The sequence below is a fragment of the Marinobacter nanhaiticus D15-8W genome, from assembly GCF_036511935.1.
Taxonomy (GTDB): domain Bacteria; phylum Pseudomonadota; class Gammaproteobacteria; order Pseudomonadales; family Oleiphilaceae; genus Marinobacter_A; species Marinobacter_A nanhaiticus.
Map to the genome: position 1 here is coordinate 1,321,922 of NZ_AP028878.1, position 12,625 is coordinate 1,334,546.

Genomic DNA, 12,625 nt, shown 5'->3' on the forward strand with positions numbered 1-12,625 from the left:
CAAAAAACCTGAGTTAAAGGCTTGGAGCCGGAAATTGAAGAACGGGTAATGTGCGAAAGCACGTGAGGCCGCACGCGCGGCCCACTAAAGCATCGAGAGTCCCCAGGCGGCGGCCACCACCACCGTCAGACCGATGGTGACCGATACCTTGTGCCGCTCGAACAATGCCTGGGCCTTGTTGCCGGCCAGCCAGACCAGCAGGGCCAGCCCGTAGTAGCGTAGTCCCCGGGCAATGATCGAAGCCGCCAGGAACAGGCCAAACGAATACTTGGTGGCGCCGGCCGCCAGCATGGCGATCTGGAAGGGGACCGGAATCACGCCCACGCTCAGCACGAACCAGAATCCCTGGCTTTCCATTTGCCGGGCCACCTGTTCGTACTGCTGCTGGTTGGCGATCAGGGAGACCAGTTGCTGGCCCACCGCGTCGAAGATGAAATAACCGACCGCGTAGCCGACACTGGCGCCGACCAGGCAGCCGAGCAGCGCGGCGGTCGCCAGGGCAATCATCGCGCTGCGGCGCGCCTGCATCAGCGGGATGAGGATGGCCTCAAGGGGTATCGGTACGATGATCGATTCGAGGAACGAGGCTAGGCCAAGCCCCCAAAGCATGTGTTTGGAGTGAATCAAGCGGTTGAGCAGGCGACGCAGTCGGGAGTTCCTGCGCGTTTCTCGGGTCGTGGTTTCGGATCCATCCGACATGGTAAGTCCTGGCACTGGTGAAAAGGCCTCAAACCTCGACGTTAGCGGCATTGGCAGGAAATGAAAATTAAAAAGAAATAATGCGTTAGGAGCGTTGGAGGCAGGCAGTGAGGCATCTGCGCAACGCTGGGGTTGCTTTAGACCGTTGACTGTCTAAAAATGGCTGTATAAATAAACAGTATTTGTTGGTTTGAATGGCAAGGCAATTCTTTCGTCGCGGACCCGATCACCGGGCAGGCTCTACCGTCACCTTTCTGGATGTGAGGTGCCGCTTTGGCTTTCGCAGTGTCGAGCTGGGGCGCTGGGTCACCGAGGCGGAGAAGCAGCGCAGTGCAGCGCTGTTCTACGACGCGCTCTGCGACCTGATGGCGATCCTCGGCGGCCCGGAGGAGCTGGTTTCCCTGCGCGGCAGCCTTGGGCTGCAATACGGCATCGGCGGCCGGCCGGGTGTTTCTGCCCACTACACCCCGGCCACCCGAAGCTTTGCCCTGGCCAAGAATGCCGGTCCGGGAAGCATTGCCCACGAGTGGTTTCACGCCTTCGATCACTATATCTGCGGCAAGCTGTTCGCGGGAGCGGAAACGGGCGCTTTTGCCTCAAAGGTCTGGCTCTCCAGGCGTAAGGCTGTCGCTCATCCACTCAACACGCTTTTGCAGCGATGCTTCGAGGCGGTCCTGCTAGACGAGGGAGGCGATGAACCCAGCGACCTGTTCCGCCAATCGGCGCGGGCCGACAAGGCAGCGGGTATCGTTTACTTCAGTCAGCCGGAGGAACTCTGCGCTCGGGCATTCGAAGCCTTTGTGCAGGATGCGACCGTCAAGAATGCCTTTCTCGTAAGGGGCGCGCGGGAGTCTGAAGAAGCGAGGATGGGGCTCTATCCCTTGGGCCATCAACGTGAGCGGATCAACGAGGCCTATGGAGCATATTTTCGTCGGTTGGGAGCGGCGTTGGGGCGCCAGGCTGGCGCTGTGAGTACAAGGTAATAGATTGCGAAAGCGGCGTTAGCCGCTTTCGCGAGGGCCCGGTTCGGGTGCCATGCTCGATCAGGACGTCCCGAACTTCTCGTGCTCGCCCATATTGGGTGTCTCGTCCTTCGCGTTGGCTTTCGCCATCTTGAAGAAGGATACCATCTTGCTGGTGTCGCTGTTCCAGTACTCGCCCTTCTGGATCTTGATTTCAATCAGGCCGACGTTGGGTGATCCCTTGCCATCGGGGAACCAGGCACCGATGAATGGATTCCAGAACTTGTCGATCAGAGCCTTGTCCTTGACGATCCGGCCCACACCGGTCATCGAGACATACGTATCGTCATGCGTATCGGCGAATGCCACGCAGACGTCACTGTCATTCTCCACTTCGAAAACCTTTTCAGATTCCAGGTCGGTAAAGAACCAGAGCGTGCCATCATACTCATCCTGAACGAGGTGCATGGGGCGGGCACGTAGCTCCTCGCCATGCAACGTCGTCAGCATACCGGTCTTGATGTGGCGGATCAGATCCCAGACTTTTTCCTTGTGCTCCGGGCTGGACATAAGCGTTCCTCCTTGTTGCTGTGACTGATTGTTTCACCGATTGTGTACGATCATTCAACCTTCCGCGTTCACAAATCGCCAATGACGGTTCCTTAACTTTGCTGGTCTTCGGTGAACCCCGCGAAGATGGAAATGACGCGGGGCGTACGCTTCGCGAGCCAGAAAGACAGAGAGCATGGAGCGTTCACTCTTCTCTTAACTTACGGGAAGCGTCGTTCAGTCGCCGAGCGCTACCCCATCCATGCGTGGATCGGCGCCGCCGCGCCAACCGGTCTCTGTGCGTTGGATGCCGTGCAGGCCGCTTTCCAGACGAAGTACCTCCACATCATGACCCATCTCGCGCAGGGCGTCGGCCTGGGTGGCCGCCAGGGTGCCGGCCTCAAGCTCCAATGGTTTGCCTTCGCCGCGATGCAGGAAATTGGGCAGGGCGATGGCTTCCTGGATGGTCAGGTCCCAGTCCAGTACCCCCACTAGGGCCTTGACCACATAGCCGATGATACGACTCCCGCCCCGCGACCCGACGATAAGTTCCACCTCGCCTTCGGGATTCATTACGATGATGGGGGACATGGAGCTACGCGGGCGCTTTTCCGGGGCGACGGCGTTGGGCACCAACTCCCCGTCGTAGCGAGGCTGGAAGGTAAAATCCGTCAGTTGGTTGTTGAGGAAGAAACCATCCACCCGGTTGCGACTACCGAACGGTGCCTCGATGGAGCTGGTCATCACCACCATGTTGCCTTCGCTATCGATGACGTTGAAATGGGAAGTGCCGGTGGTTTCCTTTTCCTCGGGTACCTGTTCGTCTTCCAGGTACGCCGGGCCGCCAGGTTGCCCGGGCTTGGCTTCGGTCATGGCGATACCGGTCTCGATCAGCTCGGCGCGCCGGTTGAGATAGTCCTCGGCGATCAGGGCGTCCGATGGCACATCGACGAACGCCGGATCGCCCACATAGTTGAAGCGGTCCGCAAAGGCCAGCCGACTGGCTTCGGCAACCAGGTGGATCGCCTCGGCGCTGACCGGCTCCAATGCACTCATTTCATACTGTTCGAGCATGCCGAGGATTTGCAGAACCGCGATGCCGCCAGAGGAGGGCGGGGCCAGACCACACAGGGTCCATTGGCGATACTCGCCACACACCGGTTCGCGGGTTTGCGGTTCGTAATTGCGCATATCCTCCATGGTGATATCGCTGCCCCAGAGCCAACGGCTGCGCGCGGCTTCGACGATATCCTCGGCAATATGCCCTTCATAGAAGACTTCAGGTCCCTGCTGTGCGATTTCGCGCAGGGTGTCTGCGAGCGCCGGGTTGCGTAGCTGCGGTTCGTCCGACGCCGCCCACTGGTCGACGAAGTAGTCGTCGGTATCATCCAGTATCCGCAGCGACCAGTCGTTCTCGATCTGCCGTTGCAGACGGCGGGGCATGGGAATGCCGTTCTCGGCCATTGTGATGGCAGGTTGGAAGAGTTCGGCCCAGGGTTTGGAACCATGGTCCCCATGGGCATCGTGCATCATCGCCACCAGGCCAGGGACGCCGACGGACAAGCCGCTGGGGACCGCCAGCCAAAGCGGCATGGACCAACGCCACATCATGAATCTTTCGCGCTCTGCGTCCGCCGGCGCCTTTTCGCGGCCGTCATACATGGTGATCTCACCGGTCTTACCGTCCCGGTAGAGCATGAAACCGCCGCCCCCGATACCGGTCTCCGGGGCCTCGGCAAAGGTCAGCGCCATTTGCACGGCGACTGCAGCGTCCATCGCGTTACCGCCGTTACGTAAGACCTCTACGCCAGCCTCCACGGCTCGCGGATTCGCAGCGGTCACCATGAACTTCTCTGCAGTCTGCTCTTCGGGCGACTGGTTGGCAGGTGGGGCACCGTGGGACTGGTCGGCGCTGGCGCAGCCTTGAAGGCTGAAGCCGCCCAGCAGCCAGAGAGCCAGAAATGGACCCCTAACGTTTAATCGACGACGACGGGTACGACTAAGGCCAGCGTGATGGGGTGCCTTGTGTCTTGAAGCTTTGTCCATGGAGATCTTTCCTGTTGTTCGCTCTTGCTGCCCGTAGCCCGAAAAGCCTCGAGTCAATAAATGCACGGTTGAATATCCACTACACCTAAGGAGTCGCTGTGGTTGCAACCGCAAAGGTTTAAAACGCGGTCAGAGCAGATTACGAAGTGGTAAGACTCAGGTTGTCGCGGGTTGTAACAGGGGAGTGGCATGCTTGGTTGCGCATCGGATGCCGACCGTTTCGACTAAGGATTTGCCATGTTGCCCCAGCCCGCGGATTTCCAGGAAGCAAGTCAGTGGTTCAGGCGAATCGCCGGAGATTTTCGGGTCACTGCGGTCGGTTGCGTGCTGCTGTTTTTCCTTGCGGTGACGTGTGTCGTGGCGCTGTCAGGCAAAGCTATGGCCGCAACGGACGCTCCTGGAAACGCCGAAATAGCCCGGGAGATGATGGTGGTCTCCGGCAACCCGCTGGCATCTGAGGTGGGATTGGCGGTCCTCCGCCGGGGCGGGAACGCGGTCGATGCAGCCGTCGCTGTACAGATGATGATGTCGTTCGTGGCTGGGCCGTCGACCGGCATAGGCGGTGGTGGCTTTATGGTCTACCGGAACGGCAGTACGGGTGAGATCGACGTCTATGATGGGCGGGAGATGGCGCCGTCGGGCATGTCGCCGTACCAGTTGATGGCTTTTCGTGGTGTTCCCGGTTTGGAGGGCGCAATGCCTCTGTGGTTTGCGGTGATTAGTGGCCACGGGATTGGCGTTCCCGGTACCGTAGCCATGCTCCATCTGGCTCACCAGGACCATGGCACGCTTCCCTGGAAAGATCTCCTGCAGCCCGCCATCGATGCGGCACAGGACGGTGTGCCCATACCGGAGCGACTGAGCGAGCAGGTTGATTTCGATCCCTCTCTCGCCCTGTTCCATGCCCTGGACCATGCCTTCGTCGAGCCGGCGAGTGCCGGAGATCATCCCCGTTTGCAGAATCCTGAACTGGCCAGAACCCTTGAGCGAGTCGCGGACGAAGGCCTCGAGGCGTTCTACCAGGGGGAAATTCCCCGTGACTTCGTACGAACCGCCAGGGATGACACGATTCTGGGGAGTCCGATCAGTATCGAAGACTTCGCCCACTACCGGGCGATAAAACGCGAGCCCATCTGCGGCAATTACCGGGAGTGGACGGTCTGCGGCCCGCCGCCTCCGGACGGTGGGGGACTGGGTGTGCTGCAGATCCTGGGCATCCTGGAGCATTACGACATGTCAGCCATGGCGCCGAAGTCAGTGGAAGCCATTCATCTGTTTTCCGAAGCTAGCCGCCTCGCGCTGGCGGATGTTCACTATTACGTCGGTGATCCGGATTTCGTCGATATCCCCCTGGCCTCGTTACTGGATAAGGACTACCTGGCACAGCGCGCCGACTTGATCGAGCCGCAGAACGCGCTGGCGGACGTTAAGCCCGGTATGCCGCCCACGGCAGCGATCAACGATGTGGCCGGGCCGCTCGAATACAAAGAGGAGCACGGTACTTCGCATTTCTCTATCGTCGATGCCGACGGTGGCGTCGTCAGCATGACCAATTCCAACGCCGCACCTTTTGGCAGCCGGGTGATGACCCACGGTTTCGTCATCAACAGCCAGCTCACGGATTTCGACTTTGTCCCCTACGAAAATGGCAAGCTGAAGGCAAACGCGCCCGAACCCCATAAACGGCCGCGCAGCTCCATGTCACCGATCATCGTGCTGGACCCGGAGGGGCAGGTGCGCCTGGTGATGGGTTCCCGGGGCGGCGGGCGGATCATCGACTACGTGGCCAAGGTCGTGGTGGGTGTCCTGGACTGGGACCTCAGTGTCCAGGACGCGATCGAGTTACCGAACATCGTCAACCAGGGGGAAATCCTTGAGATCGAAGAGGGCACGGTGCCGGAGGCCATCATCGACCGGCTCGAGGCGATGGGGCATGACGTGGACGTCGATGGCCTGATGAGCGGTCTGCACGGTATCGAACGGCACGCCGATGGCTGGCGGGGCGGTACAGACCCGCGTGTGGATGGCGCCATTGCCGGCCAGTAGCGACGATTACCTAACTATCCTCACCCGAGCGGCTGCCCTGTCCCGAACGGCTGTTCTGCCCGAACAGGATGTTGCGCTCGGCCTCGCCCGGTGGCGCCTGGCGCCGGTTTTCCTTGCCCAGGTCCACGCCGGCCTGCACCGCGGGGCGTTCCTTGATGGTCTGGCGCCAGCGCCGTACGTTGGGGAAGTCATCCAGGTCTTGTCCCAGCGGTTTGGCAATCAACACCCAGGGCCAACTGATGATGTCGGCGATGGTGTAGTCATCGCCCAGGATGTATTCGCGGTTCTCCAGCCGCCGGTCCAATACCCCCAGGCAACGGTTGTATTCGTTGTTATAGCGTTCGGACGAGTAGGGATGTTTGCCAGGCGCGTAGTTGACGAAGTGACTTACCTGACCCGCCATCGGCCCGAGGTTGCCCACCTGCCAGAACAGCCATTCCAGCATCTCCTTGCGGCCACGGGCGTCGGTGGGCATAAAGCGGCCGGTTCTCTCCGCGAGGTGGATCAGGATCGCGCCGGACTCGAAAATGGGTAGCGGTTCGCCGTCCACATCATGGTCGACAATGGCCGGCATGCGGTTGTTGGGGCTGATGGCGAGAAACTCCGGTTTGAACTGGTCGCCGCGTCCAATGTTTACCGGAATGACCCGGTAATCCAGGCCGCATTCCTCCAGCATGATGGAGACTTTCCAGCCGTTGGGTGTGGGCCAGTAGTAGAAATCGATCATTCGGAGTCCTCACTCGCTGTGTCGCTCTCAGCATCGCTCGCTGTATTGCTCTCTAAATTAATAGCCCCGATAACGCCCCGCCTGGCCAGGTCGGTCAGTGTGGCGTCATCGTAGCCGAGGGCGCCTAGTAGGGCCCGGGTGTCGGCGCCGAGGGCAGGGGCGGGCGCCGGTGCCGGCAATTCCGCGCCGGAAAAGCGAGCCGCGGCGCGGGCCTGGCGCAGGCGTCCGGCCTCTGGGTGTTCATATTCGCGAACGATGCCGGTGGCCTCCACCTGCGGGTGGCGGATCATCTGGTGCCGGGTCAAAACCGGGGCACAGGGCACGCGTTCTGCTTCCAGACGCGCCAGCCAATAGCCGGATGTATTCGTGCGCAGCACCGACTGGGTCAGCTCGAGCCGGGCATCGATGTTCTGCTGTCGCAGCTCGGCGTCCAGGAAGCGGGGATCCTCAGCCCATTCCTCCTTCTCCAGCGCCCTGAGCAGCGCCTGCCACTCCCGGTCGTTCTGGACCGCGACGGTGATATAGCCGTCGGTGGTCTCGTAGATCAGGTCCTGGAAGCTGGCTGCTTCCTGTTGCGGCAGCTCGTTCTGCACGAACGTCTGGCTGCCCATGTCCGATCCCCAAAGGAAGGCAATGACTGCATCCAGCATCGACAGCCGCACATGCTGGGCCACACCGGTACGTTCCCGGGCAAACAGGGCCGCAGTGATAGCCTGTGCAGCTGTGACACCGGTCAGCTTGTCCGGCAGGATGGTGCGGACCAGTTGCGGCCGGCGCTCATCGGAACCGGCCTGGACGCTGGCGAGTCCGGACAGGCCCTGGATCAGCGGGTCGTATACCGGCCGGTCGGCATAGGGGCCGGTTTCGCCGAAGCCGCTGATCGATACGTAGACGATATCGGGCGCCACCTTGCGCACAGCTTCCTCGCCAAAGCCCATGCGTTCGATCACGCCCGGACGAAAGTTCTGTACGAACACGTCGGCGCCCGCAATCAATTTCAGCAATGCCTCCTTGCCTTCCGGTTCTTTCAGGTTGAGGGCAACGGAGCGCTTGTTGCGGTTGTTGTTCAGGTAGGAGGCGGCGAAGCCAGCCTGGCGATTGGCGGCGAGCCGGGTGAAATCGCCGCCGGCGGGATTCTCGACCTTGATGACCTCGGCACCCTGGTCGGCGAGCATCATGGTCGCCAGCGGCCCGGAGACCATGGCCGTCAGGTCGATCACGCGGATTCCGTGTAAAGGGGCTGTCATGGTTATGTCTCCTTATGCGTGATTCGCACCCATCGAATACGGCGTCAGCCCAGCGTGGCATCCAGGAACATCATGATGACAAACCCGCCCAACAGGGAGAAGGTGGCCAGGGTACGGTAGTCGCCCCGGTGTGTTTCCGGAATGATCTCGTCACTGATGATGAACAGCATCGCACCTGCAGCAAATCCCAGGGTCCAGGGCATAATGGGCTCGGCCAGCCAGACCATCGTGGCTCCGAACACGCCACCAACCGGTTCGACCAGCCCGGTGAGTAAGGCAATCCCGAACGCCTTGGTTCGCGAGTGATCGATCCCCAGCAACGACACGGCGACTGCAAGGCCCTCGGGAATATTCTGCAGCCCGATACCGATGGCCAGGGCGACGCCATTGCTGATATTGCCGCCACCGAAGCCGACGCCCACTGCCATTCCCTCCGGGAAGTTGTGCAGGGTAATGGCGATGACGAATAACCAGATCCGCTGGATATGTGCGATCGAGGGGCCTTCGCGGCCGAGCGCGAAGTGTTCGTGGGGCAGACGTTGGTGGATGTAGTAGAGCAGGGACGCGCCCATCAGCAGCCCGGCGATTACCATGAGGGCCGCTATCCATGTATGCCCGGTCAGTTCTTCGCCGTATTCGATACCGGGTAGTAGCAGGGAAAAGAAGGACGCCGCCAGCATGACACCGGCGGCCGCACTCAACATGCCATCCTGAAGTTTGTCGGAAAGACGGCGTACCAGGAATACACCCAGCGCGCCCAGTGCCGTGCCCATGCCGGCAAGAAGACTGGCAAACGAGCCCAGCCAGACCACATTCATGTCTGCGAGCATGAATCTCCCTGATCATCCTGATGGGGGAAATGAATGCCGGTGGGATGCAGCCCTGGATCAGTAAGTTGCTTGCGAGCCCTGAACCGACGCGATGTCCTTAGTGTTGCCTGAACATACTAGTGTTCAAGACATACTGAAGGCCATCGCGACGGGTTCAGTAAGGATTACGATTTCTTATTGAACCCGAAAACGTCGGGTACTTTCGGCAATAACACCCGCCTGCTGGGAGAGACGTTCGTTCTGGCGGCCCAGTTCCTGCCCGATCGACTGTGTCTCGCCGCTCTGGCCGCGGATTTCTTCCATCTTCTGGGCGATCTCTTCGGTGGTGACGGAGATTTCCTCGACCGCCACGACCACCTGGTCCATCTCCGAATTGAGCGTTTCGATAGAGGTGGTCACGTTGCCCATGGCGTCCGCGATCTGGGTGGCGCTGGCTTCACCTTCCTTGGCGATGTTCAGGCCCTCGGCGGCGAGCTTATCCATGCTGGTGGTCTGCTTGTTGAGGTCATCGATAATGCTGACGATGTTGGTGGTGGCCGCTACGGTCTTCTGGGCGAGCGTACGAACCTCGTCGGCAACCACAGAGAAACCGCGACCGGCTTCGCCCGCGCGGGCGGCCTCAATGGCCGCATTGAGTGCCAGCAGGTTGGTCTGGTCTGCCAAGCCATTGATGACGTCGATAATGCCGGTCACGTTGCTGGCGGCCTGGGTGAGTTGTTTCACATGGTTGTGGGTGTCCTGGATCATGGCCGACAGGCGGCGCATGGCGTTGACGCTGCTCTCCACCACCTGGGCGCCGGACTGGGCCGACTCGTTGGCACTCTGGGTGGAGACGCCCACCTGGGAGGTGCGCTGGGCCACATCGTTCAGGGTCACGGAAATCTGCTGGGTAGCGGTCGCTGCCTGGATAGTCTGGGATTCCACCTTCTCGCTGTTCTGGCTCAGCCGGTCCATGGTCTTTTCCAGTTCGCCATGGACTTCCAGCAGGTTCTCGGTGCCGGCGATGGATTCGCGCATCAGCTTGCCGATGTTGTCGACCATCTCGTTCGTGGCCCGGCCAAGGATGTTGAACTCGTCCTGGGGGTTCTTGCCCAGGGTGAGTTTCTGCGTCAGGTCACCTTTGGATACGCGCGACAGCACCGACACCACGCTATTGAGGCGGCTGACCAGGACGCGGGAAGTCAGGAACAGGATCAGCACCAGCAATGGACCGAATACCGCAATGGCGCCGATACTGACAACCTTGGCGGAGGTCTCTGCGCCTTCCGCCTCGCGAATCGCATCGGCAATCAGACCGGAGCGCAGGGATTCACTCTGGGCCAGGACCGTGTCCTGCAGCGCGTTGCCCGCCTGTTCGGCCTGGACGCCGGTAGCAATCAGTTCCTGTACGATGGCGTCAGCGCGAGTAAAGGTTTCGCGATAAGCCCGCGTATTCTCTCCGATGACGTTGTCTTTCCAGTCATATTCCTCGACCAGCGCCTCCAGACCGGCCACCGCGCTGTCGGCGGGTTCTGCAAGATCAGGATTGAGGTCACCGATATAAGCGCGCGAGGTGGTGCTGATTTCCTTCAGGTTCTTTTCGAAGAGGCTCAGGGAGAGCTCCTCGAGCTGCTTCATAGCAACAGTGAGTTCTTTTCGGATGCCGTCGTTCACGGTCAGTCCCAGCCTGTCCATCTGTGTCAGCCACTGGCGGCGGAACTCGACATAGCGTTCGGCTTCGGCCTGGATTTGGTCGGCGTAGTTGGCCACTTCGGCATCATCCAGATCTGCAGCCTGCTCATTCAGCGCATTGGCATCGGCGAGCAGGGTATCGAGCGCGTTAGCTGTTGTATCACGGGTGTCGGGACTGAGCGCGCCCAGTTCCTTTTCGACGGCACTCCACTCGGTAACCAGCTTGCCGGCGGTACTCTCGTAACGAGAGATCTCGTAGATCCGCTGGTATGAGGTGGACACGCTTTCCAGGCCCCAGAAGACGGCGCCCCCGATGAAAGCCAAGCCAACAGGTGTGACGATAATCAACGCCAGGAATTTCTGGCGCCAGGACAGGTTGAACTTCACGAGGGCATCTCCGGGTTTTCTTATGTTGTCGAGTAATGCTGATATATAAATCAGCCGTTTATGGAGGTCAACGCACCGGAACCTGTATTACAAGTAAACATCTAATCATTTTTATGAGAAATTACTTTTCGCACAGCAAAACAAAAGGAAGGAACCCTTTATTTCGCGCGGCTTGTAGCCTAGGTATAGATCGTGCCCGGAATGTGAAACGAGTCACAATGGCAAGCTGTATGAAATTGTGTCTATTTGTAAGGCGAAGGCAGCGTCGAGGCGTGACAAGGTCTCGGGTATGGGCGTAGTTTGGTAGCAGAACCCCACCCTGGGAGTAGAGCTTCATGCGCATCAAAACGATGAGTGTCTACACCGCAGAATTGAAGTACGCCGGCGAAACCTACGCCTTTGCTGGCGGCCGAAGCTACCAGAGTTTCACTAGCACGATCCTGATGCTGGAAACCGACACCGGGTTGCGTGGCTATGGGGAGGTTTGTCCATGCGGACCAAGCTATATGCCAGCGTTTGCGGAGGGCTTGCCGGCCTGTTTGAAGGCCTTGGCGCCGTCGGTATTGGGCGAAGACCCACGCCAACTCACCCGCATCACCCAACGCATGGACCAGGCCCTGAATGGCCACGGTTATGCCAAGGCGGCCATCGACATCGCCTGCTGGGACCTGCTGGGCAAGGCTGCCGATCTGCCCGTCCATACGCTGCTGGGCGGAATGATGTCGCCCAGCCTGCCGCTGCACCGCATCGTGCCGCTGTCGGATCCCGAGGCCATGAGCGGCACGCTGCAGGAATACCGGGATGCCGGCTTCCGCCATTTCCAGATCAAGCTCGGGCACGCGGTGGAGGAAGATATCGCGCTGATGGTGGAACTGGCCGATGGCTTCCAGGCCGACGAGGTCTGGGTGGGCGACATCAACGGCGCCTGGCGCCGGGATGAAGTCCTTCGATTCTCCCACGCCCTCGCGGATATCGACATGATCCTGGAGCAGCCCTGTGCATCTTACGACGAATGCCTGTCCGTACGTCGGCGTATCCAGCATCCGGTCAAGCTGGATGAAAGCCTGAACAGCCTTGGGGAGGTACAGCGGGCCCTGCGGGATGATGCCATGGACGCGATGTCGCTCAAGGTCAGCAAGTTCGGTGGTCTGACCCGGGCGCGGGTCATCCGCGACGTCTGTGTCGATGCGGGCATTCCAATCACCTTCGAGGATGCCTGGGGCAGTGGCATTGCTACGGCGGCTTTCGCCCACCTGGCGGTCAGCACGGAGGAGCGTGGTTTGCTCAATGCCACCGACCTGCACAACTACAACACCACACAGTTGGCCGAGGGGGCTCCGGTGGCGGAAGACGGCAGGATGACGGTAAGTGATCGCCCGGGCCTTGGGGTGGAGCCGGACTTCGATCTGTTGGGAGAGCCGGTCCTTCAGTTCTAGACCGGCGATATCGAGCGCCTTGCCG

General features: G+C 60.3%; 10 protein-coding genes. 3 read left to right on the forward strand and 7 right to left on the reverse strand.

What is annotated here, in order from left to right; translation table 11 throughout:
* Nucleotides 1-84: 84 nt before the first annotated feature.
* The gene (locus RE428_RS06010) at nucleotides 85-699 is read right to left on the reverse strand and encodes a YqaA family protein (protein ID WP_004581076.1); all 615 of its coding nucleotides are present in this window, start codon (nucleotides 697-699) and stop codon (nucleotides 85-87) included.
* Nucleotides 700-893: 194 nt separating this feature from the next.
* Here RE428_RS06010 and RE428_RS06015 point away from each other — a divergent pair, with 194 nt between their 5' ends.
* Nucleotides 894-1,682, forward strand: a complete 789-nt coding sequence (locus RE428_RS06015; RefSeq protein WP_004581077.1) for a CLCA_X family protein — start codon at nucleotides 894-896, stop codon at nucleotides 1,680-1,682.
* Between the two features lie 60 nt (nucleotides 1,683-1,742).
* On the opposite strand, the gene RE428_RS06020 is transcribed toward RE428_RS06015, so the two are convergent.
* Entirely contained in the window at nucleotides 1,743-2,231 is a 489-nt protein-coding gene (locus RE428_RS06020; RefSeq protein WP_004581078.1) for a pyridoxamine 5'-phosphate oxidase family protein, read from the reverse strand.
* Nucleotides 2,232-2,447: 216 nt separating this feature from the next.
* The gene (ggt, locus tag RE428_RS06025; RefSeq protein ID WP_004581079.1) at nucleotides 2,448-4,256 is read right to left on the reverse strand and encodes a gamma-glutamyltransferase; all 1,809 of its coding nucleotides are present in this window, start codon (nucleotides 4,254-4,256) and stop codon (nucleotides 2,448-2,450) included.
* A 237-nt stretch (nucleotides 4,257-4,493) separates the two neighbouring features.
* On the opposite strand from ggt (RE428_RS06025), the gene ggt (RE428_RS06030) reads away from it, so the two are divergent.
* The gene (gene ggt, locus RE428_RS06030) at nucleotides 4,494-6,302 is read left to right on the forward strand and encodes a gamma-glutamyltransferase (RefSeq protein WP_004581080.1); all 1,809 of its coding nucleotides are present in this window, start codon (nucleotides 4,494-4,496) and stop codon (nucleotides 6,300-6,302) included.
* A 10-nt stretch (nucleotides 6,303-6,312) separates the two neighbouring features.
* On the opposite strand, the gene RE428_RS06035 is transcribed toward ggt (RE428_RS06030), so the two are convergent.
* The 4 genes from RE428_RS06035 to RE428_RS06050 form a co-directional block, all read right to left on the reverse strand.
* Nucleotides 6,313-7,029 carry a glutathione S-transferase family protein gene (locus tag RE428_RS06035; protein WP_004581081.1) on the reverse strand — a complete coding sequence of 239 codons (717 nt, stop codon included), beginning with the start codon at nucleotides 7,027-7,029 and terminating at the stop codon, nucleotides 6,313-6,315.
* Entirely contained in the window at nucleotides 7,026-8,276 is a 1,251-nt protein-coding gene (locus tag RE428_RS06040; protein ID WP_004581082.1) for a CaiB/BaiF CoA transferase family protein, read from the reverse strand. The genes RE428_RS06035 and RE428_RS06040 overlap by 4 nt, the downstream gene beginning before the upstream one ends.
* A 44-nt stretch (nucleotides 8,277-8,320) precedes the next feature.
* Entirely contained in the window at nucleotides 8,321-9,106 is a 786-nt protein-coding gene (locus tag RE428_RS06045) for a ZIP family metal transporter (RefSeq protein WP_004581083.1), read from the reverse strand.
* Nucleotides 9,107-9,280: 174 nt separating this feature from the next.
* Complete coding sequence (locus RE428_RS06050; protein WP_004581084.1) at nucleotides 9,281-11,164, reverse strand: methyl-accepting chemotaxis protein; 1,884 nt, start codon at nucleotides 11,162-11,164, stop codon at nucleotides 9,281-9,283.
* Nucleotides 11,165-11,499: 335 nt separating this feature from the next.
* Here RE428_RS06050 and RE428_RS06055 point away from each other — a divergent pair, with 335 nt between their 5' ends.
* Nucleotides 11,500-12,600: a mandelate racemase/muconate lactonizing enzyme family protein gene (locus RE428_RS06055; RefSeq protein ID WP_004581085.1), complete on the forward strand. Its 1,101-nt coding sequence runs from the start codon at nucleotides 11,500-11,502 to the stop codon at nucleotides 12,598-12,600.
* The last annotated feature ends 25 nt before the right edge of the window (nucleotides 12,601-12,625 follow it).

Coding starts and splice junctions, on each gene's coding strand:
- RE428_RS06045 (WP_004581083.1), bottom strand. CDS start 9,106: ATGCTCGCAGACATGAATGTGGTCTGGCTGGGCTCGTTTGCCAGTCTT.
- RE428_RS06015 (WP_004581077.1), top strand. CDS start 894: ATGGCAAGGCAATTCTTTCGTCGCGGACCCGATCACCGGGCAGGCTCT.
- RE428_RS06010 (WP_004581076.1), bottom strand. CDS start 699: ATGTCGGATGGATCCGAAACCACGACCCGAGAAACGCGCAGGAACTCC.
- RE428_RS06040 (WP_004581082.1), bottom strand. CDS start 8,276: ATGACAGCCCCTTTACACGGAATCCGCGTGATCGACCTGACGGCCATG.
- ggt (WP_004581080.1), top strand. CDS start 4,494: ATGTTGCCCCAGCCCGCGGATTTCCAGGAAGCAAGTCAGTGGTTCAGG.
- RE428_RS06020 (WP_004581078.1), bottom strand. CDS start 2,231: ATGTCCAGCCCGGAGCACAAGGAAAAAGTCTGGGATCTGATCCGCCAC.
- ggt (WP_004581079.1), bottom strand. CDS start 4,256: ATGGACAAAGCTTCAAGACACAAGGCACCCCATCACGCTGGCCTTAGT.
- RE428_RS06055 (WP_004581085.1), top strand. CDS start 11,500: ATGCGCATCAAAACGATGAGTGTCTACACCGCAGAATTGAAGTACGCC.
- RE428_RS06035 (WP_004581081.1), bottom strand. CDS start 7,029: ATGATCGATTTCTACTACTGGCCCACACCCAACGGCTGGAAAGTCTCC.